Annotated in this window: 19 protein-coding genes; 12 read left to right on the forward strand and 7 right to left on the reverse strand. The window is 62.6% G+C overall.

Annotated elements, in window-relative coordinates; translation table 11 throughout:
- The first annotated feature begins 9 nt into the window (after positions 1–9).
- The 3 genes from ACN50D_RS28065 (at position 10) to ACN50D_RS28075 (ending at position 3,937) form a co-directional block, all read left to right on the forward strand.
- Positions 10–1,047, forward strand: coding sequence for an aliphatic amidase (locus ACN50D_RS28065; protein ID WP_003946093.1), 1,038 nt, complete (start codon positions 10–12; stop codon positions 1,045–1,047).
- A gap of 10 nt (positions 1,048–1,057) precedes the next feature.
- Positions 1,058–2,116, forward strand: a complete 1,059-nt coding sequence (locus ACN50D_RS28070) for an AAA family ATPase (RefSeq protein ID WP_212633867.1) — start codon at positions 1,058–1,060, stop codon at positions 2,114–2,116.
- 135 nt (positions 2,117–2,251) lie between these two features.
- A complete protein-coding gene (locus tag ACN50D_RS28075; protein ID WP_042446692.1) occupies positions 2,252–3,937 on the forward strand; it encodes a purine-cytosine permease family protein in 1,686 nt (561 codons plus the stop codon).
- A 55-nt stretch (positions 3,938–3,992) separates the two neighbouring features.
- Here ACN50D_RS28075 and ACN50D_RS28080 read toward each other — a convergent pair whose 3' ends face one another.
- On the reverse strand, positions 3,993–5,384 hold the full coding sequence (locus ACN50D_RS28080) for an MFS transporter (RefSeq protein ID WP_003946096.1): 1,392 nt from the start codon (positions 5,382–5,384) through the stop codon (positions 3,993–3,995).
- A 173-nt stretch (positions 5,385–5,557) separates the two neighbouring features.
- Here ACN50D_RS28080 and nhaA point away from each other — a divergent pair, with 173 nt between their 5' ends.
- The 3 genes from nhaA to ACN50D_RS28095 are packed head-to-tail and all read left to right on the forward strand — an operon-like array spanning position 5,558 to position 8,346.
- Positions 5,558–6,889, forward strand: coding sequence for a Na+/H+ antiporter NhaA (gene nhaA, locus ACN50D_RS28085; protein ID WP_371683642.1), 1,332 nt, complete (start codon positions 5,558–5,560; stop codon positions 6,887–6,889).
- The gene (locus tag ACN50D_RS28090; RefSeq protein WP_007732413.1) at positions 6,886–7,395 is read left to right on the forward strand and encodes a phage holin family protein; all 510 of its coding nucleotides are present in this window, start codon (positions 6,886–6,888) and stop codon (positions 7,393–7,395) included. The genes nhaA and ACN50D_RS28090 overlap by 4 nt, the downstream gene beginning before the upstream one ends.
- Before the next feature lie 15 nt (positions 7,396–7,410).
- Positions 7,411–8,346 carry an alpha/beta fold hydrolase gene (locus ACN50D_RS28095; protein ID WP_007732412.1) on the forward strand — a complete coding sequence of 312 codons (936 nt, stop codon included), beginning with the start codon at positions 7,411–7,413 and terminating at the stop codon, positions 8,344–8,346.
- A 3-nt stretch (positions 8,347–8,349) separates the two neighbouring features.
- Here ACN50D_RS28095 and ACN50D_RS28100 read toward each other — a convergent pair whose 3' ends face one another.
- Genes ACN50D_RS28100 through nth form a run of 4 tightly spaced genes read right to left on the reverse strand, consistent with a single transcriptional unit; the run spans position 8,350 to position 11,698 of the window.
- Positions 8,350–9,540, reverse strand: coding sequence for a MarP family serine protease (locus ACN50D_RS28100; protein ID WP_003946095.1), 1,191 nt, complete (start codon positions 9,538–9,540; stop codon positions 8,350–8,352).
- The gene (locus ACN50D_RS28105; RefSeq protein WP_007732411.1) at positions 9,537–10,256 is read right to left on the reverse strand and encodes an NUDIX hydrolase; all 720 of its coding nucleotides are present in this window, start codon (positions 10,254–10,256) and stop codon (positions 9,537–9,539) included. Before ACN50D_RS28105 ends, ACN50D_RS28100 begins: the two co-directional genes overlap by 4 nt.
- Positions 10,253–10,906, reverse strand: a complete 654-nt coding sequence (locus tag ACN50D_RS28110; protein WP_003943500.1) for a TlpA family protein disulfide reductase — start codon at positions 10,904–10,906, stop codon at positions 10,253–10,255. Before ACN50D_RS28110 ends, ACN50D_RS28105 begins: the two co-directional genes overlap by 4 nt.
- Positions 10,907–10,912: 6 nt before the next feature.
- Positions 10,913–11,698, reverse strand: a complete 786-nt coding sequence (nth, locus tag ACN50D_RS28115) for an endonuclease III (protein ID WP_003943471.1) — start codon at positions 11,696–11,698, stop codon at positions 10,913–10,915.
- An 80-nt stretch (positions 11,699–11,778) separates the two neighbouring features.
- On the opposite strand from nth, the gene ACN50D_RS28120 reads away from it, so the two are divergent.
- The 6 genes from ACN50D_RS28120 to ACN50D_RS28145 all read left to right on the forward strand — a co-directional run bounded on the left by ACN50D_RS28120 (position 11,779) and on the right by ACN50D_RS28145 (position 16,512).
- Positions 11,779–12,051 (forward strand): hypothetical protein, encoded by a 273-nt coding sequence (locus ACN50D_RS28120; RefSeq protein WP_019746620.1) that lies wholly within the window; start codon positions 11,779–11,781, stop codon positions 12,049–12,051.
- Positions 12,052–12,306: 255 nt separating this feature from the next.
- On the forward strand, positions 12,307–12,981 hold the full coding sequence (locus ACN50D_RS28125) for a Crp/Fnr family transcriptional regulator (RefSeq protein WP_003943506.1): 675 nt from the start codon (positions 12,307–12,309) through the stop codon (positions 12,979–12,981).
- 129 nt (positions 12,982–13,110) lie between these two features.
- Positions 13,111–13,581 (forward strand): DUF1348 family protein, encoded by a 471-nt coding sequence (locus ACN50D_RS28130; RefSeq protein ID WP_003943523.1) that lies wholly within the window; start codon positions 13,111–13,113, stop codon positions 13,579–13,581.
- Positions 13,582–13,596: 15 nt separating this feature from the next.
- Positions 13,597–14,157, forward strand: a complete 561-nt coding sequence (locus ACN50D_RS28135) for a TetR/AcrR family transcriptional regulator (RefSeq protein WP_003943459.1) — start codon at positions 13,597–13,599, stop codon at positions 14,155–14,157.
- Between the two features lie 85 nt (positions 14,158–14,242).
- On the forward strand, positions 14,243–15,535 hold the full coding sequence (locus ACN50D_RS28140) for a carboxylesterase family protein (protein ID WP_212633866.1): 1,293 nt from the start codon (positions 14,243–14,245) through the stop codon (positions 15,533–15,535).
- A gap of 50 nt (positions 15,536–15,585) precedes the next feature.
- Positions 15,586–16,512 carry a LysR substrate-binding domain-containing protein gene (locus ACN50D_RS28145; RefSeq protein WP_003943516.1) on the forward strand — a complete coding sequence of 309 codons (927 nt, stop codon included), beginning with the start codon at positions 15,586–15,588 and terminating at the stop codon, positions 16,510–16,512.
- A gap of 58 nt (positions 16,513–16,570) precedes the next feature.
- Here the strand turns inward: ACN50D_RS28145 and ACN50D_RS28150 are convergent, their stop codons facing one another.
- Entirely contained in the window at positions 16,571–17,929 is a 1,359-nt protein-coding gene (locus tag ACN50D_RS28150) for an MFS transporter (RefSeq protein WP_058227134.1), read from the reverse strand.
- Between the two features lie 184 nt (positions 17,930–18,113).
- Positions 18,114–19,109, reverse strand: coding sequence for an amidohydrolase family protein (locus ACN50D_RS28155; protein WP_042922846.1), 996 nt, complete (start codon positions 19,107–19,109; stop codon positions 18,114–18,116).
- Positions 19,110–19,111 lie beyond the last annotated feature (2 nt).

The raw sequence follows: 19,111 nt of genomic DNA on the forward strand, positions 1-19,111 counted from the left end.
TGAAAGACAATGCGACACGGTGACATCTCCTCGAGCAACGACACGGTCGGCGTAGCAGTGGTCAACTACAAGATGCCCCGCCTGCACGATCGCGCCGGCGTCCTCGAGAACGCGCGCAAGATCGCCGACATGATGATCGGCATGAAGACCGGCCTCCCCGGAATGGATCTGGTGGTCTTCCCCGAATACTCCACGCAGGGAATCATGTACAACGAAGAGGAGATGTACGCGACAGCAGCCACCATCCCGGGCGACGAGACCGCGATCTTCTCCGCAGCGTGCCGCGAAGCCGACACGTGGGGAATCTTCTCCATCACCGGCGAACAGCACGAAGACCACCCGAACAAGCCCCCGTACAACACGTTGATCCTCATCGACAACAAGGGCGAGATCGTTCAGAGGTACCGAAAGATCCTGCCCTGGTGCCCCATCGAAGGGTGGTACCCGGGAGACACGACGTATGTCACCGAAGGCCCGAAGGGGCTGAAGATCTCGCTCATCATCTGCGACGACGGCAACTACCCGGAGATCTGGCGCGACTGCGCGATGAAGGGTGCAGAACTGATCGTCCGTTGCCAGGGATACATGTACCCCGCCAAGGACCAGCAGGTGATGATGTCCAAGGCAATGGCCTGGGCCAACAATTGTTATGTGGCAGTTGCCAATGCGGCCGGATTCGACGGCGTCTACTCCTACTTCGGACACTCCGCGATCATCGGATTCGACGGCCGGACGCTGGGTGAAACCGGCGAAGAAGAATACGGAATCCAGTACGCGCAGCTTTCCGTCTCAGCCATTCGCGACGCACGCGAGAACGATCAGTCCCAGAACCACATCTTCAAACTCCTCCATCGCGGCTACTCCGGTGTCCACGCAGCAGGTGACGGAGACAAGGGCGTCGCGGACTGCCCGTTCGAGTTCTACAAGCTGTGGGTCACCGACGCCCAGAAGGCTCAGGAACGCGTCGAGGCCATCACCCGAGACACAGTGGGTGTAGCGGATTGTCGCGTCGGAAACCTGCCGGTCGAGAAGACAATCGAAGCGTAAGGATCTCACTGTGCCTTATATCACCGACATGCTCCATGACCGGAACAGTGCAGCAGCACCACCGCCGGCCGAGGAACGAACCGAACCCGTACCGGTCGGGGCCTTCGACGCTCGCAAGCTCTCGAAAGCCCTGAGTTCCAAGATCGTCGGACAACAGGCCGCCGTCGACGCAGTGGTTCGTGCGATTTCGATCGCGCATGTCGGTGCCACGGATCCGACGCGTCCGCTCGCAAACATCCTTCTCGTTGGCCCGACCGGCGTCGGCAAGACGGAATTGGTGCGGCGCGTGGCCGCAGAACTACGGTCAGGACCCGATGATCTGTGCCGCATCGACATGAATGCTCTTGCGCAAGAGCATTATGCGGCGTCGTTCTCCGGGGCTCCACCTGGATATGCCGGTAGCAAGGAGTCCTTCACGCTGTTCGACAAGAACACCGTCGAGGGCGATCCGTACACCCCCGGAATCGTCCTGTTCGACGAAGTGGAGAAGGCCGACCCCACCGTGCTGCGTGCGCTCCTGCAGGTCCTCGACAACGGCGAACTCCGGTTGGCGAACGGTCAGCAGAAGATCTCGTTCCGCAACAGCTACGTGTTCCTGACCTCGAATCTCGGCTCTGCTGCGGTGGCAGAACATCGGCGATCCCACCTGCGGCAGCTAGCCGATCGCGTCCGGATCGATCGACCGCGCCATGGTCATCATCTGGTGCAACGCGCGTTGGAGAAGTTCTTCGACCCCGAATTCTTCAACCGCATCGACGAAACCGTGATCCTCGACGAGTTCGACGAACAGACCGCGGAACAAGTGACCCGTCTCGAGATCGAACTGATCACGACTCGGTTGGCCAGGAGAGGCATCGACGTCGAGGTGGAGGACAGCGCCGTCGCCCTGTTGCAACGGCGCGGGTTCGACCCGGTGTACGGAGCACGTGGCCTGCGCCGGACCATCCGGAACGTCTTGGCCGACCCGGTGGCCGCCGCCGTTCTCGACCTTCGGCCGGTCGGGACGCAGCCACTCGCCTTGCAGGCGCGGGCAGTTGGTGATCAGATACAGGTAAAGAAAGTCCCATGAGTGCTCGCTCACGTTGCGGATCGAATCCGCAACGTGGGCGACACATTTCAAACATGTCCGCGTAACGCCACCTCCCTAGGTTGGGTGCCTGCACCACAAAGTGCACATGCACAGGCACCCAGGGGAAGTGACGTCATGACAGCAGTGAACGAGCAGGTGTCCGCCGGCGCACCGGACAGGGCAGATCTCGGTGAGAACGCCGCACTGAAGGAGACGCTGGAGGACTACACCCTCCGATTTGCGCCACGCAGCTACCGCAAATGGGGAACCGGCGTCGTCGCGACCTCCGCGCTCGGCGGAATCGCGTATCTCGCAGACTTCTCGATCGGCGCCAACATCGGCATCTCGTACGGCACCGGTAACGCACTTCTGGGCATCGCCGTGTTTGCCGTCGTCATCATGGCGACCGGCTTCCCACTCGCCTACTATGCCGCGCGATACAATATCGACCTCGATTTGATCACTCGCGGAAGCGGTTTCGGCTACTACGGCTCGGTGGTCACCAACGTCATCTTCGCGACGTTCACCTTCATCTTCTTCGCGCTCGAAGGTTCCATCATGGCCCAGGGTTTGAAACTGGGGCTCGGGATCCCACTCTCGATCGGCTACGCGGTCTCGACCCTGATGGTCATTCCACTGGTCATCTACGGAATGAAGGCTCTGGCAAAGCTCCAAGTGTGGACGACGCCTCTGTGGCTCGTCATGATGGTGCTGCCGTTCCTGTATCTGCTGTTCAAGCACCCTGATTCGGTGAGCGCGTTCTTCGCCTTCGGCGGTGAGGACGGCGCAAACGGCAAGGGCGTCAACTTCGGATCGGTGATGCTGGCCGCGGGTGTCTGCTTGTCGCTGATCGCACAGATCGCCGAGCAGATCGACTACCTACGCTTCATGCCGCCCAAGACGCCGGAGAACACCCGTCGTTGGTGGGCTGCAGTAATTCTCGCGGGGCCCGGCTGGGTCATCTTCGGCGCGTTCAAGCAGATCGTCGGACTGTTCCTCGCCGTGTACATCATCGCGAACGTCGTCGACGGATCTTCGATCGCCAACCAGCCCGTGCACCAGTTCCTCGAGATCTACCAGGACATGATGCCGCACTGGCTGGCCATGACGCTGGCCGTGATCCTCGTGGTCATCAGCCAGATCAAGATCAACGTCACCAACGCGTACTCCGGCTCACTGGCCTGGACCAACTCGTACACCCGCGTCACCAAGACCTACCCCGGACGCATGGTCTTCGTTCTGGTCAACCTGGCGATCGCACTGATCTTGATGGAAGCCAACATGTTCGACTTCCTCAACACGATCCTCGGGTTCTACGCCAACTGCGGTATCGCCTGGGTCGTGGTCGTCGCCTCGGACATCGCGATCAACAAGTACTGGTTGAAGCTCTCCCCGAAAGTCCCCGAGTTCCGACGCGGGATGCTCTACGACGTCAACCCCGTCGGCTTCGTGTCGATGCTGCTGGCCGCGGGCATTTCGATCCTGGTGTTCTTCGGCGCTTTCGGTTCGGCGATCAAGCCGTTCTCCCCGATCGTCGCAATCGTCATCGCGCTGGTGATGCCGCCGGTCCTGGCCGTCGCCACCAAGGGAAAGTACTACCTACGACGCACCGACGACGGCATCGATCTGCCGATGTTCGACGAGTACGGGAACCCTTCCGGTGAAACGCTTCTGTGCTGCGTCAGCGGAATCGAATTCGAGCGTCCCGACATGCTCGCGTCGAACGTTCCCGGTCCGAACGGCGAGAAGCAGTACATCAGCTCCCTGGCCTTGAGCACCGACAAGACCGGTGAGCATGTCCTGCCTGCTCAGCTTCCCTGACAACTGCTGTGCGCCTTTATTAACCGCCGGGGGTTAATAAAGGCGCACAGCAGGGTTATGCCCCTACATCGTCGAGCGACTCACCCTTCGTCTCACGCATGACCAGCAGCGCGACAAAAGTCAGCGTCGCCGCTACGAGAAGATAGATGCCGACCCAACCGACGCCGTAGTTCTTCGCGAGGTAGACGGCGATGAACGGCGCCACCGCTGCGCCCAGAATGCTGGCCGTGTTGTACGCGATTCCCGAGCCCGTGTAGCGGACGTTGGTCGGGAAGAGTTCCGGGAGAACGGCACTCATCGGGCCGAAGGTCAGACCCATGAGCAGCATGCCCACGATGAGGAACGCCAACATGCGACCGTCGTTCATTCCGTCCGGTTCGAGGAAGACACCGAAGGTCAAGCCGAACACCATGATCAGACCGGTGATGATCAGCAAGGTGATACGACGCCCGTAACGGTCGGCGAGCCAACCCGAGACCGGCACGGCGGCAGCGAAGAACACGACTGCGATCAACTGCAGGACAAGGAAATCGGTGTACTTGAAGCCCGCACCGGTTCCACCGTCGGCCGGCGTCTTGCCGGTTCCGTGGCTGAGAACCCAGGTGGTCATGATGTAGAACAGCGTGTACGTCGCGAGCATCACGAACGTACCGATGATCAGCTGACGCCAACTGGTCTTGAATACCTCGGCCACCGGAGTCTTGACCTTCTCGCCGCGCTCGACTGCGCGCGCGAACACCGGGGTTTCCTCGAGCTTGAGCCGGACGTACAGGCCGATCATCACCATGATTGCGCTGAGCAGGAACGGAATTCGCCATCCCCAACTCAGGAAGGCACCCTCGAGGTCCGGGCTGGAATTGTCGTGGTTCATGAACAACGTGATGATCAGGAACAGTCCGTTGGCCATGAAGAAGCCGATGGGCGCACCGAGTTGCGGCCACATCGCCGCCCAGGCCCGCTTGCCTTCCTTGGCCGTCTCGGTCGCGAGCAGAGCCGCGCCCGACCATTCGCCGCCGAGTCCGAGGCCCTGGCAGAAACGCATGAGCGCCAACAGCGCCGGGGCCAGCAGTCCGATCTGGTGATAAGTGGGCAGCAGTCCGATGAGGAAGGTCGCGATGCCCATCGTCAGTAGCGAGCCGACCAGAGTTGCCTTGCGTCCGACGCGGTCACCGAAGTGCCCGAAGAGAATCGAACCGAGGGGACGGGCGACGAACGCGAGTCCGAACGTCGCCAACGACGCGAGAAGCGCGGTGGTGTCGTTGCCCTTCGGGAAGAACAGGTGCGGGAACACCGATACTGCCGCTGTTGCATAGATGTAGAAGTCGTAGAACTCGATGGACGTACCCACCATGCTGGCAACCACGATTCGGCTGCGCGGCACTCCGGCGACGGTATCTGCGTCGCCGCCCTCCGGCTTGGGTGGATTCTCACTGACTGACGTGCTCAAAACATGCTCCTGCGCCGTTATACGAAAGATGTCCAATTGGTGGGATAGTGTCCCAATCAGTAGGAATTGAACACCCGCGGGGTTTTCCGACGCAAATTCGGTTCGCGAATTCGGCTCAGCGGGCAATCCGCGATAAAATTCCGTAAAGGTGAGCCGGGAAGTCTGGTCGGCACGTGCATTCGATGCGTCACAACGTCGATCACGTTCATGTCTGTTGCATCCGAATTCGGTTGCACGAACAAAGGTCGTCCCCACGCGTGATCTCCACCCTGCGTTCCGAACTGTCCCGCTACCTCCGCACCGAAACGGTGGGCGGATCGATCCTCCTGATCGCTGCCGCCCTCGCTCTGATCTGGGTGAACTCTCCTTTCGGTGAGAGCTACATCGCATTACGTGACTTCCAGATCGGTCCGTCCGCACTCCATCTCGACCTCAGCTTGGGCACGTGGGCGCAGGACGGACTGCTTGCCGTCTTCTTCTTCGTCGCCGGCCTCGAACTCAAACGTGAACTGGTGGTCGGCGAACTCGCGGACCGCAAAGCCGCGATGCTCCCGATCATCGCGGCGTGCGGCGGCGTCCTGGTCCCCGCGATCATCGCGGCGTCCATCGGTTTCGGCACGCCCGGCATGGACAAGGGCTGGGCCATTCCCGTCGCGACGGACATCGCTTTTGCCCTCGGCGTGCTCGCGCTGACCGGCTCGAAGATCCCGGCGAGCGCCCGAGTTTTCCTGCTCAGCCTGGCCGTCGTCGACGATCTGCTCGCGATCATCCTCATCGCCGTACTGTTCACCGGTTCCCTCGCGATGTTGTGGCTGCTGACCGCGGCCGCAGCCCTGGCTGCCTACGCCTACGCCCAACACAAACGCATCACGACGCCGTTCCTCTACGTCCCGCTGGCACTACTGACCTGGTACGCGATGCACGAAGCGGGGATACACGCCACACTCGCGGGCGTCGCGCTCGGCTTACTCACCCGGGTGAGGCGCGATCCGGACGAGGAGTACGCGCCCGGTAGCCGTCTCGAGCACCGTATTCAGCCCTACTCTGCAGGCTTCTGTGTCCCCGTCTTCGCACTGTTCGCCTCCGGTGTTCCGATCAACGCGGCGGTGCTCGGCGACATTTTCACCGACCCCGTCGGGCAATCGGTTGTCGTCGGCCTTCTGGTCGGCAAAACCGTCGGAATCTTCGGAATTTCCCTGCTCGCGATCAAATTGGGGATAGCAACCAAACCCAAGACACTGGAATTGAGAGACATGTTTGCCCTCTCAGTTCTCGGTGGCATCGGGTTCACCGTTAGCCTGCTTGTAGCAGACCTCGCATTGGACGGGGTCGGCGATGGCAGCGAGGCCGAGATAGCGAAGGCCGCAGTTCTCGTGACATCGTTGGTGGCATCGCTGATCGGATCAGCGCTGCTGTGGCGACGTGGACGAGTTCATGCGGCTCGAGACGACGCTTCCGCCATTGCCACGGACGCGAGAGAACTACCTGGAGAGGTCGACAAGTGAGCTTGACCAACGGAGAGAGCCAGCGCTTCACCGGAGATGGAGTACCGAACACGGTCTCTTCCATCCCTCTCACCGATGTGGACGCCCGCACGCCGGGCGAGGCCACCATCGGGGCCCTCGTCAAGGACGCGACCGCACAGGTCTCCACCCTCGTGCGCGCCGAGGTCGAACTTGCCAAGGCCGAGGTGACGGGCGAGGTCAAGAAGGGTCTGCAGGGCAGCGTCTTCTTCATCCTGGCCTTCACGGTTCTGCTGTTCAGCTCGTTCTTCTTCTTTTTCTTCCTGGCCGAGATGCTCGACACCTGGGTGCCGCGCTGGCTGGCGTTCCTCATCGTCTTCCTGATCATGGTGGTGACCACCGCGATTCTGGCGCTGCTCGGTTATCTGCGCGTGCGCAAGCTGAGGGCTCCGGAGAAGACGATCGAATCGCTCAAGCAGGCCAAGAACGTCATCCCCGGCAGCCATGACGACGCAAAGCCGTCGGTCGATTTCAACGCGCGCCGGTAGCGAGTCTGATCGAAAGTGGCAGCCCCAGATCCATCTACCGTCAGGTTCGACGGCCCCTGGATTCACCGGGACATTCACGCCAACGGCATCCGGTTTCACGTCGTCGAGGTAGGCGACGCGGAGCCGGATGCTCCGTTGGTGGTCCTGTTGCACGGATTCGCCGATTTCTGGTGGTCCTGGCGCCATCAGTTGACGGCACTGTCGGAGCAGGGATTCCGCGTCGTCGCCATGGATCTTCGTGGGTACGGCGATTCCGACAAGCCCCCTCGCGGCTACGACGGTTGGACGCTCGCCGGTGACGTAGCCGGCCTCATTCGTGCGATGGGTTACGGCAAGGCCACGCTGATCGGTCATGCCGACGGCGGGTTGGTGTGCTGGGCGACCGCGCTCCTGCATCCACGCCTGGTGCGGTCGATCGCGCTGATCTCGTCTCCACACCCGATGGCGCTCAAGAAAGCAGTCGTCCGCGACCCCTATCAGCGCCGCGCGCTTTTGCCCTCGTTCCTGGCCTATCAGGTACCGCTACGCCCGGAACGTCGGTTGACGGCCGACAACGGCGCCGAAGTGGAGCGTCTGGTTCGCTCGCGGTCGGGCCCCACCTGGCCGCAGCAACCCGAATTCGCAGACGTCATGAGCAAGATGCGGTCCGCGATCCGGATCCCGGGCGTCGCGCATTCCACGTTGGAGTACCAGCGTTGGGCCTTCCGCAGCCAGCTCCGCCCCGAGGGCCGACGTTTCATGCGTTTGATGGATCAGGTTCTTCGCATTCCGATCGTCCAGATTCACGGCGAACTCGACCCGTACGTGCTCACCCGTACCGTGCGTCGCGACAAGCACTGGGCTCCCGGCGAGAAACTGCGCACCATTGCCGGAGTCGGTCATTACGCGCATCAGGAAGCCCCCGAGCGCGTCAATCGCGAACTCGGGGACTTCCTCCTTACGGAGAAGTGACCGCTACAGGATGCACGCGCCCGTCGGTACGGGCGTCGATGCCGAGGCAGCCGCGTTCAACTGGCGCGAGACTTCCTGCGCGGTGAGGACGAATCCGGTGTCACTGTCGTCGACGGCAGCACCGAACACGACGCCGAGGACCCGCCCCTGATCGTCGACCATCGGTCCACCCGAGTTGCCCTGTCGGATGGATCCGCGGACGGTGTAGACCTCACGCTGGGTGGTTCCGGCCTTGTAGATGTCCGGCCCGTTCAGGTTGAGGACCTCACGAACGCGGGCTGCGCTGGCCGTGTACGGACCACCGCCGGGGTAGCCGAGCACCAACGCGTTGTCACCGGTCCGAGCCTGCTCCGGAGCGAACGGCAGCACCGGCGCGTCCAATCCGGGAACCGCCAGAATCGCGATGTCCACGGCGGAGTCGAAGAGAACCACCTGCGCGGGCAGTGCGCCCTCCATGGTGTCCACGGTGATGCTCTCGGTTCCGGCAACCACGTGGGCGTTGGTCATGACGCGTTCGGGGGCGACGATGAATCCGGATCCCTCGAGCGCGCGCTGGCAACTCGGTGCGACGCCGTTGATGCGGAGAACACTCGGACGCAACTGCGCCGCCAACGGACTGGCGAGAACGCTCGCGTCGGGTGCTTCGACCTCGGTGATGGGCGTGCGCCCGAACGGGCCGATGACGTCCGGCAGGCCGGAGGTGTCGAGCAGCGCCGAGAACTCGGTCGGGATGCGGCGCAGCCACTGCGGCGCCACTTCGTCCACGCTGGCGAGAACGTCCGAACCACGAACAGCGGCGGCAATGTTCGGCTGCGACGAGGAAGTGAGCGGAATCGCGAGCAGCCACGCCGCGACCACGACAGCCACCGCCTGTAGACCCGCACCGATGACGCTGTCGACGGATCGCGCCGTCGGACTGTGCATTCCGCTGCGCGCCGCGCGTCCGAGCACCATGCCGGCGACCTCGCCGATGATGACCAACACGACGATCAGCGAGATGCCCGCGAGGATGCGCAGCTTGCCTTCGGTGACGTGCACGAGCAGGTGCGGCGCCAACAGAATCCCGGCGACGGCACCGAGGATCACGCCGACGAACGCCAGCGCCGACGCCACCGCGCCCTGACGCCATCCGGACGTGGCCGCGATGAGGGCGACCAGAACGATGGCGATGTCCACCCAACGAGAACCTGTCATCGCGGCACCGCCGAATCCTCGACACCTTCACCGAACTCGGACAGCGCTGTGTCCAGGTCTCTCACGTCCTCGTAGTTCCACGGAATCTCCCAGCCCGACACCGTGAACAGCGCCGCGAGGATTCCTGCTGTGAACCCCCAGACCAGCATGCCGTCGGCGCGGAACGCCGGGCCCTGGTACCCGAGGGGATGTCGAACCTGAAACCGGTTGTCGGGGTCGAGCAACGTGCGCAGCGGCACCCTGGCCACCCGTCCGACCTCGCCCTCGTCCTGAATGCCCACCGTCGTCGGCTGCTCCCAGTAGCCGAGCACCGGCGTCACGTCGAAACCCGACGGCGGGATGAAGATCTCCGGCAGCACGGTGAGCGGCTGAACTCCGCTCGGATCGAGCCCGGTCTCCTCCTGCGCTTCACGCAGCGCGGTGCCGACGGGGCCGTCGTCGCCCGGATCGGCGGCGCCGCCCGGGAATGCGACCTGTCCGCTGTGCTGACGCATCGTCGACGCCCGTTGGGTCAGCAGGACGTCTGCGCCCTCCGGCAAACCGCCGACGGCGAGAGGGTCGGCCTCACGCGGTCCGCCGAAGAGCACGAGCACCGCGGCCGGACGCGTCACGGTGCCGCGCGGCGCGCGACGCTCGAGGACGGGGTTGATCCGATGGGGATCGGTGGGCTGGGTGCTGGCGACAGCGCGCAACCACTCGGGAACCGGTGTACTCATACGACGACTCCCAGATATTGCGCCGCAGCGGCGGCGATCTCGTCCGCACTGCGGAAGGGTTGGGGCAAGACCTTGGCGACTGTTCCATCCGCGCGCACGAGCACCGACACCGGCAGCACCGGCGGTGCGCCCACTGCGATCCGTACCTTGCCGTCACCGTCCTGGACGCCGGGCAAACGCACCGAGTAGTCGATGAGTCGCGTCAAAGCGTTCTCCTGATTCGGATCCGAATGCACGGTCAGCACGTTGATGCTGCCGTCGGCGCGCTCCGCGAATTCCTGAAGGTACGGAAGCTCTTCGGCGCATGGCGCGCACCAGTACGCCCACAGATTGAGCAGAGTCGGCTTTCCGCCCACCGCTGCGGCAAGGTCGACGGGCGCTCCGTCGGAGACGCAGTCGAGGGTGATTCCGGCGAGAGCCGAGCCGGCAGGCGCTTCGCCGGTCGGAGTCGGGCAGGAAGCCAGAGCCGCCTGGCTACGGAGTTGATCGAGCGATTCCGACGACGGAGTGAACGTCGGCGGCTGATACGCGGACGAGGACGGGCCCGTCGAGGTGGGCGTCGTGTCGTCTCCTCCGCGCGGCCAGATCGCCACGACGAGAGCCGCGACGACCACGAGCGCAGCGAGAGACCATCTTCCGGCACTTGTCATCGGCGATCACAACCCTGCCAGGGCGAGCAGATGATCGGTCTCGGGGCCTTTCACCAGGGCCGCGGCCTCGGTTTTGTCGGTCGGGCCGAGCCCGTACGACGGGCAGTCCTTGGCCAGAACACACACACCGCATGCGGGCTTGCGCGCGTGGCAGACCCGTCGGCCGTGAAAGATCACGCGATGCGAGAGCAGAGTCCATTCCTTACGTTCGATCAGTGCCCCGACGGCGTGTTCCACCTTGACGGCATCTTCTTCCTCGGTCCACTTCCACCGACGCACGAGCCGACCGAAGTGGGTGTCGACGGTGATTCCCGGAATGTCGAAGGCATTGCCCAGCACGACGTTCGCGGTCTTGCGTCCGATGCCTGGGAGTTTCACCAGATCTTCGAGCTTGTTCGGGACCTGCCCGTCGTGGCGTTCGAGTAGCGCCTGACCGAGTCCGATCAGCGACGTCGTCTTGTTCCGGTAGAAGCCGGTGGAGCGGATGTACTCCTCGAGTTCGGTCCGATCGGCTTCCGCGTATGCCTTTGCGTCGGGATAACGGGCGAAGAGTGCCGGCGTGACCATGTTGACGCGGACGTCGGTGCATTGCGCCGACAGGATTGTCGCCACTGCCAGTTCCAACGGAGTCGTGAAGTCGAGTTCGCAGTACACGTGTGGGAAAGCCACAGCGAGCTCACGATTCATCCGACGCGCCCGGCGTACCAATCCGAGGTGTGATTCTTCCTTCCGCGCACCCCCCGAACGCGGTTTCTTCCGCTGCTCTGAACTGCCTGTCGGGGTGGTCTGCACTCAGACAACTGTACGGATACGACATGAGTGGAGACTCCGTCGTGTCGATTCTGAGACCTTCGACGTGTTTACTTCCCCCTATGCAAGGACTCGCAGTAATTCTCTTTCCGCTACTGCTTATGCTCTTTGCCCTGGCGATGGAACGAGTCGAAGGGCGATTGCGTCGGCTCTCGGTCCAAGAGCATGAAGTAGAAGACTTCCTCGACCAGGCAAGTCACGACGACGTCGCCCGCCTGGCAAGCGATGGGTTTCCCCATGCGTTCGCCCGCTTCCACCGGAAGCGTAAGGGCCGTCAGTCGGAGGCTCCCGAGAGCGCCAGCCTGGGCGAAATCCGGACACAACGGGCAAGTTGACGGCCATACAAAGTAGTCACCGCAGCGGATTCCGGAAGAATTTTCGGCTCTTACGTGGCATCAATCACTCGTCGCGAGCTAACGGGACGTAGACTTCGATGCCGTACCTGTTGCATTGAACACAGATTGCATTGGACACAGTGTCTCACTCATGAGGGCTGAGCCTGTGTACGACGGTTTGTGCGCAGCGAGGGTACAAAGATAGATAGCGCAAAAATGACACCACAAACGAACAAATCCCAACAAGGAGCGCACGTGGACGACGTCCTGGCAAGAGCCGGCATCTTCCAAGGAGTCGAGCCCTCAGCGGTAGCGGCGCTGACAAAGCAGCTGCAGCCCGTCGACTTCCCCCGTGGACATGTCATCTTCAACGAAGGTGAACCCGGTGACCGCCTGTACATCATCGTGTCCGGCAAGGTGAAGATCGGTCGACGCTCACCCGACGGTCGCGAGAACCTGCTGACGATCATGGGCCCGTCCGACATGTTCGGCGAACTGTCCATCTTCGACCCCGGCCCCCGCACCTCGACGGCTACGACCGTCACCGAGGTTCGCGCCGTGAGCATGGACCGCGACGCTCTCAAGGCATGGATCCAGCAGCGCCCCGAGATCGCCGAGCAGCTTCTGCGCGTTCTCGCCCGCCGTCTGCGTCGTACCAACAACACCCTGGCCGACCTGATCTTCACGGACGTTCCCGGCCGTGTCGCCAAGGCGCTCCTGCAGCTCGCGCAGCGCTTCGGCACTCAGGAAGGTGGCGCCCTGCGCGTCACTCACGACCTCACGCAGGAAGAGATCGCCCAGCTCGTCGGCGCTTCCCGCGAGACCGTCAACAAGGCGCTCGCTGATTTCGCACACCGCGGATGGCTTCGCCTCGAAGGCAAGAGCGTCCTGATCTCGGATTCCGAGCGCCTCGCTCGTCGCGCGCGCTAGCTCTTCCTGTTCGACTCTTTCGGCCGCTCCCGCTTCGGTGGGGGCGGCCGAAGTCGTTCACTGGACTCTTGCTGTACCTATCGGTAAAGTCTGTACCGATAGGTACATATCTGATCGAGAGGCCCCGCAATGACCGTCCGAGCACCGATTCCGCCCTTCACTCACGAAACTGCCGTCCAAAAGGTCCGCCTCGCCGAGGACGGATGGAACTCACGCGATCCGCACAAGGTGTCGCTGGCCTACACGCCGGACAGTTGGTGGCGTAATCGGTCGACGTTCGTCACCGGCCGATCCGAGATCGTCGAACTTCTGACCGAGAAGTGGACCCGCGAACTGGACTACCGGTTGATCAAAGAGTTGTGGGCACACAGCGACGACCGCATCGCAGTGCGATTCGCGTACGAGTGGCACGATCACGACGGGCAGTGGTTCCGCTCCTACGGCAACGAGAACTGGGAATTCGACGCCGACGGACTCATGCACCACCGTCATGCCAGCATCAACGACGTTTCCATCGAGGAGTCCGAGCGAAAGTTCTTCTGGGATCCGACCGGACCACGCCCGCACGATCATCCGGGCCTGAGCGAGTTGGGTCTGTGATGAAAGGATGAATCCATGGCCAGACAGGTAGCTGAACGCTCGGACACGATTCCCGCTCTCGCGAACGTGTTTCGAACCTACGGGTTCGACGGAGCAAGCCTGGCCGTCATCACCGAACACACCGGTTTGGGCAAAGGCAGTCTCTACAACTTCTTTCCGCGCGGGAAGGAAGAGATGGCCGAGGCGGTGCTCGACGAGGTCGACGGATGGTTTCGCAGCGAGGTCTTCGAACCTCTTCGAGCAGAATCGGTTCCACCGAGGCAGCGCATCCAGAGCATGTTCGCTACCGCGGGCGACTACTTTCGGTCAGGGCAACGCATTTGCCTGTTCGGCGCATTTGCACTCGGTGAAGAGCGAAACCGCTTCGGCGCCAGGGTGCGAACATACTTCGACGAATGGACAGCGGCTCTCGAGGCGGCACTCGTCGGTGCCGAAGATTCCATCGGACTCGCCGAAGAAGCCGTGGCCGGGATCCAAGGGGCGATCGTGATGTCCCGGGCCCTGGACGACGGTTCCGTATACAGCCGAGTGACGACGCGACTCGAAGATCGACTGGTACAGGCACTCACGCCGTAACGCATACCGCACGACCACAAAGGCATTTGTGCCGCGGCATCCACCTGGCATGCTCGAAAAAGCATGCACAAGAAGAAAGGAACCCATGCCCTCGTTCGAGACGGTGATCGCATCCACCCCTTCGGGGAAGGTCCGCGGCCGAAAGCGTGACGGTTCCTACTACTTCGGTGCGATCCCCTACGCCAGCGCACCGCGCTTCGAGAAGCCGCGACCGGTGGAACCGTTCTCCGACGTCTTCGACGCCACAGCGCTTGGAACGGTCTTCCCCCAACCACCTTCACGACTCGAACGCATCATGGGGCCACCGCTCCCCGAACCGGAGCACAGCGAGGACAGCTTCACCGTCACCGTCACAACCCCGTCGCTGACCGGTCATCGCCCGGTGATGGTGTGGCTTCACGGTGGCGGGTACTCCAGTGGCGGCGGCTCACTCCCCTGGTACGACGGCGGCGCTTTGTCAGCCGAGGGCGACGTCGTCGTGGTGTCGGTCAACTATCGCGTCGGCGTGCTCGGATACCTCCTCCTCGACGGCGTCAGCGAAGGCAATCTCGGGGTCCACGATCAGATCGCAGCGCTCGAGTGGGTGCGCGAGAACATCGAGGCATTCGGCGGCGACCCCGACTCGGTCACCGTGTTCGGGCAGTCGGCCGGCGCTCATTCGATTGTGAATCTGTTGAGCAGTAACAACTCTCGAACTCTGTTCCATCGAGCAATTCTGCAGAGCACTCCACGGCCGGACCTCAACTTCACGCAGGCTGCCGCGATCGAGAACGGGGAGACGTTTGCCCGACTGCTCGACGGAGATCCTCGGACCGCGCCGCTCTCCCACATTCTCGACGCATTCCGCGGCACGGCTGTCGAGTTCAGCCGGTGGTCCCCCAATGTCGTGCAACCGCCCTTCGCGCCGATCTCCGAACTGGAACCGGTGATCCGAACTTTCGAAACAGCGCCTGACGTCATCGTGGGATACACCCGAGACGAGGGATCTGCTTTCGTGCGCGACGTAGCGGGAGTACCCGATCCCGAACACGTCGCCGAAAAGGCACTGACACAGAACATGTTTGCCGAACCGGCAATGGAGCTGGCCGAGACCTTCACAGCGGCCGGCGCGTCGGTGTACACGTACCGATTCGACTGGGCACCGACGGACGACGTCTTCGGAGCAACTCACTGCATAGAACTACCCTTCGTGTTGGGAACCGAGCAGTCCTGGCAGGGCTCACCGATGCTGGGCAGCAGCGACTGGCAGAGCATCGACGCACTGGGCCGTCGGATACGCCGGCACTGGACGTCGTTTGCGCACACGGGAAGTCCGGACAGCAGCGAAACCTGGGAGAAGTACGCCTCGTCCCAATCGATCGGAATCACCTTCTCCTGAGCAACTTCGGGCGCCTACCCACCCGGAGAAATCCCGTCTAGGATTGCTCCATGGACATGCCCAAGCTCCTCGACGGGCGACTCAAACTCCGCCATCTCCTGCTCGTCGACGCATTGAGCCGTCAGGGCAGTGTGGTCGGCGCCGCTGCCGCACTTCACATCACGCAACCCGTCGCGACTCGGAGTCTGCACGACATCGAGTCCATTCTCGGTGTCTCGCTCTTCGACCGCGGCCCACGCGGCATCACCCCGACCATTTTCGGCGAGGCCTTCACAACTCATGCACGGGCCGTGATCGCGCAGCTGACCGAAGCCGGGCGGCACGTCGTCGAACTTGCCGACGCCAATCGCGGAACCGTCATCGTGGGAACACATCTCGCCGGATCCAACGTGCTGCTTCCCGGCGCTATCGCGCGCCTGAAGGTTCACCACCCGTTGCTCACCGTCGTCGTGCGCGAAGGTACGCCAGAGCAGTTGCTCACCGATCTGGAAGCGGGCCGAATCGACCTGATCGTCGGCCGGCTCACCTCACCTACCGATGACACCGCGACAAGACGGAACCTCTACGCCGAATCCGTCGAACTCGTCACCCGCGTAGATCACCCGCTCGCTCACCGCGAGGACGTCCAACTCGAAGAACTACGAGGCTTCCCCTGGATCCTTCCCGGGGTCGAGACAGTGCTCCGACGCGAACTCGAGGAGTTCTTCGCCCGGAACGGCTTGCCGTTGCCCGAAAATCGGGTCGAGGCAACCTCTTTCCTCACCGTGCGTCAGCTACTGGTCGAGACCGACATGATCGCGGTACTACCGAGCCTCATCCCCCGCGACGACGCGCGCTTGACCACCCTGTCCATCACACTCGATCCGATCGGGCACAGCGTCGGCATCACCTCGTCGGCGACTCGCACGTCGAGTCCGTCCGCGCAGGCCCTGATCGCGACGCTGGAGTCCTTTGCAACTGAGCTCATGCGACCGTGAAACGCCGATCGGCCCGTTCCCTCTGGAGGGAACGGGCCGATGTCGGATCGACCAGGACTCAGGCGTTTTCGGAGACGCGAATCTCCTCGTGCTCCAAGCCCCGCGACGAATCGGGGACAATCTTGAACAGTGCGATGGCGCCGACCAGGCTGATCGTGCACACCCCGGCGAGATACCAGGTCACACCGACCGAAGATCCGGTGGCGTCGAGCAGAGCCGTGGCGATCATCGGTGCCAGTCCACCGCCGAGAATCGCACCGCTCTGGAGGATCAGAGACGAGCCGGAATAGCGGACCTTGGCCGGGAAGGTATCGGCGATGATGCTGCCCTGGACACAATGTGTGACCGGAACGATCAGGCCCATGCCCAGGAACGCGATCACTGCGACCATTTTGTTCTCGGTGTTGAGGAGCGGGAAGAACACGATGCACCACAACAGGATTGCAGCTGATCCGCCGATGAACATGTGCCGACGCCCGTACTTGTCGGCGATCTTTGTCCAGAACGGGATGGAAAGGAACCACAGGACTGCTGCCGCGGTCACGCTGAGCACCAGGAATTGCTTGTCGTAGCCCAGATGTTGAGTTCCGTACGACAGGGTGAACACCATGAAGGCGTACGCCACGGCGGAGTTCGCCAAGCACGCGGCAAGCGTGAGAGACAAACGGGGGAAGCCGACCTTGAGCGACTCACGCAGCGGGAAGCGGACTATTTCGCCCTTCTCCATGATCCCGGCGAATGACGGCGACTCGGTGACGCGCAGGCGAATCACCAGACCGATCGCCACCAGAACGAAGCTGAGCAGGAACGGGATTCGCCAACCCCACGAAGCGAATGCCGAGTCCGACATCACGGCGTTGGTCGTCAGGAAGATGCCGTTGGCGAGAACCAGTCCGGCGGGTGTGCCCATCTGCGGGAAACCTGCATAGAGATTCTTCTGCCCCGCCGGCGCGTGCTCCATCGACATGAGCGTCGCTCCGGCGCCTTCACCGCCCAGACCGATGCCCTGAACGACGCGCATTGCCACCAGGAGGACGGGCGCCCAGAAACCGATGGAGTCGTAGTTCGGGATGATGCCGATGAGTGTGGACCCGACGCCCATCATCACCAATGAGACCACGAGCGTGGCCTTGCGCCCGATCCGGTCACCGAAGTGCCCGAACACGAGTCCACCCACCGGCCGTGCAATGAACCCGACGGCGAAGGTGCTGAAGGCAGCCAGCGTGCCGGCCGTGGGGCTCAGGCTCGGGAAGAATTGTTTGTTGAAGATCAACGCGGCAGCTGTGCCGTAGAGGAAGAAGTCGTACCATTCGAGAGTTGTGCCGGCCAGGGTTGCCATGGCAACGCGGCTACGGGCCGCTTTCTCCGGCAACGGCTTTCCGTCGCTCGTAGTGCTGTTGGATATCTTGTCTGACATCGCGGAACCTATCGATTGGATGGGGCAGGCGGACGATGAAGTCTGTAGTCACCGACCCCGTCTTCGGGATTGTCGGTATCACGAGCGTCGTCGATCGTTGTGTTTGGAATTGTGCTCGCTCGAGACATGACTCACAAATGCCGAATTCACCGTCCGCCATACCGGAAAAGGTATAGCCGGGGCCTCAGACGAGACCCAGGAAGCGTTCGGCATTCCCCCGCGAAATCAGTTGGCGCGCAGTATCGTCCAAGAACTCACTCTTGCGAACCACCTCACCGACCGGACGCTCCCCCAAGGGGTACGGGTAATCACTACCCACCATCACACGGTCCACCCCCACCGTGTCCACCAACAGTCGCAGCGCACGCTCGTCGAAGACGACGGAATCCACGTAGAACCTTCCCAGGTAGTGCGAAGGCGGGAACTGCGACGTACCGATGATGTCGTTGCGGCCGTGCCAGGCGTTTTCCATCCGGCCCAACCAGAACGCGAAAGATCCACCACCGTGCGCAAATCCGATCTTGAGACGATCGTCGATCTTGTCGAACACCCCACCGAGAATCAGTGCGAGTATCGACAGGTGCGTTTCGGCCGGCATCGCAGTGAGCCACTGCGCCATCCAGCGATCGAGGCGCGGAGAGTTGGCCATGTCCCACGGGTGCACGAATACCGGCACGTCCAGCGACGCGCAGTGCTGCAGGAACGTCACCACCCCCTCGCTGTCGAGGTCCAGATCGCCGACATGATTGCCGATCTCGACACCGCGGTGCCCGTTCGCGATGCACCGCTCCAACTCACGGCACGCTGCGTCGGTGTCTTGCAGAGGCACCTGGCAGAACGGAATCAACCGATCCTTCGCCGGCTCCACGATCTCGAGTGCGAGGTCGTTGAAGATCCGTGCAATGCGACTTGCCTGCTCACCGCTCCGGCCGTAGTTGAAGAACGCCGGAGTAGGTGAGACGACCTGCGTCTGCACGCCGTCGGCATCCATGTCCCGAAGCCGCACCTCGGCGTCCCAGGCATCGGACTGGATGCGACGGAACTCCTTGGTGCCCATCATGATCATTGCTTCGGTTTCCGACTCGACCTTCAGCCACGGCGCTTGCGGCCCCGCGTCTTCGGTCAGATCCGGCCACCCGTTGGGCACGTAGTGGGTGTGGATGTCGATCAGGTTGCTCATAG

This window comes from Rhodococcus sp. SB1D, from assembly GCF_048573875.1.
Lineage (GTDB): Bacteria > Actinomycetota > Actinomycetes > Mycobacteriales > Mycobacteriaceae > Rhodococcus_F > Rhodococcus_F qingshengii.

Bases quoted from the DNA above. Each gene is read 5' to 3' on its own strand.
- ACN50D_RS28155 (WP_042922846.1), bottom strand. From the start codon at position 19,109: ATGAGCAACCTGATCGACATCCACACCCACTACGTGCCCAACGGGTGG.
- ACN50D_RS28140 (WP_212633866.1), top strand. From the start codon at position 14,243: ATGCCCTCGTTCGAGACGGTGATCGCATCCACCCCTTCGGGGAAGGTC.
- ACN50D_RS28135 (WP_003943459.1), top strand. From the start codon at position 13,597: ATGGCCAGACAGGTAGCTGAACGCTCGGACACGATTCCCGCTCTCGCG.
- ACN50D_RS28075 (WP_042446692.1), top strand. From the start codon at position 2,252: ATGACAGCAGTGAACGAGCAGGTGTCCGCCGGCGCACCGGACAGGGCA.
- ACN50D_RS28130 (WP_003943523.1), top strand. From the start codon at position 13,111: ATGACCGTCCGAGCACCGATTCCGCCCTTCACTCACGAAACTGCCGTC.
- ACN50D_RS28145 (WP_003943516.1), top strand. From the start codon at position 15,586: ATGGACATGCCCAAGCTCCTCGACGGGCGACTCAAACTCCGCCATCTC.
- ACN50D_RS28065 (WP_003946093.1), top strand. From the start codon at position 10: ATGCGACACGGTGACATCTCCTCGAGCAACGACACGGTCGGCGTAGCA.
- ACN50D_RS28100 (WP_003946095.1), bottom strand. From the start codon at position 9,540: ATGACAGGTTCTCGTTGGGTGGACATCGCCATCGTTCTGGTCGCCCTC.
- ACN50D_RS28105 (WP_007732411.1), bottom strand. From the start codon at position 10,256: ATGAGTACACCGGTTCCCGAGTGGTTGCGCGCTGTCGCCAGCACCCAG.
- ACN50D_RS28110 (WP_003943500.1), bottom strand. From the start codon at position 10,906: ATGACAAGTGCCGGAAGATGGTCTCTCGCTGCGCTCGTGGTCGTCGCG.
- ACN50D_RS28150 (WP_058227134.1), bottom strand. From the start codon at position 17,929: ATGTCAGACAAGATATCCAACAGCACTACGAGCGACGGAAAGCCGTTG.
- ACN50D_RS28120 (WP_019746620.1), top strand. From the start codon at position 11,779: ATGCAAGGACTCGCAGTAATTCTCTTTCCGCTACTGCTTATGCTCTTT.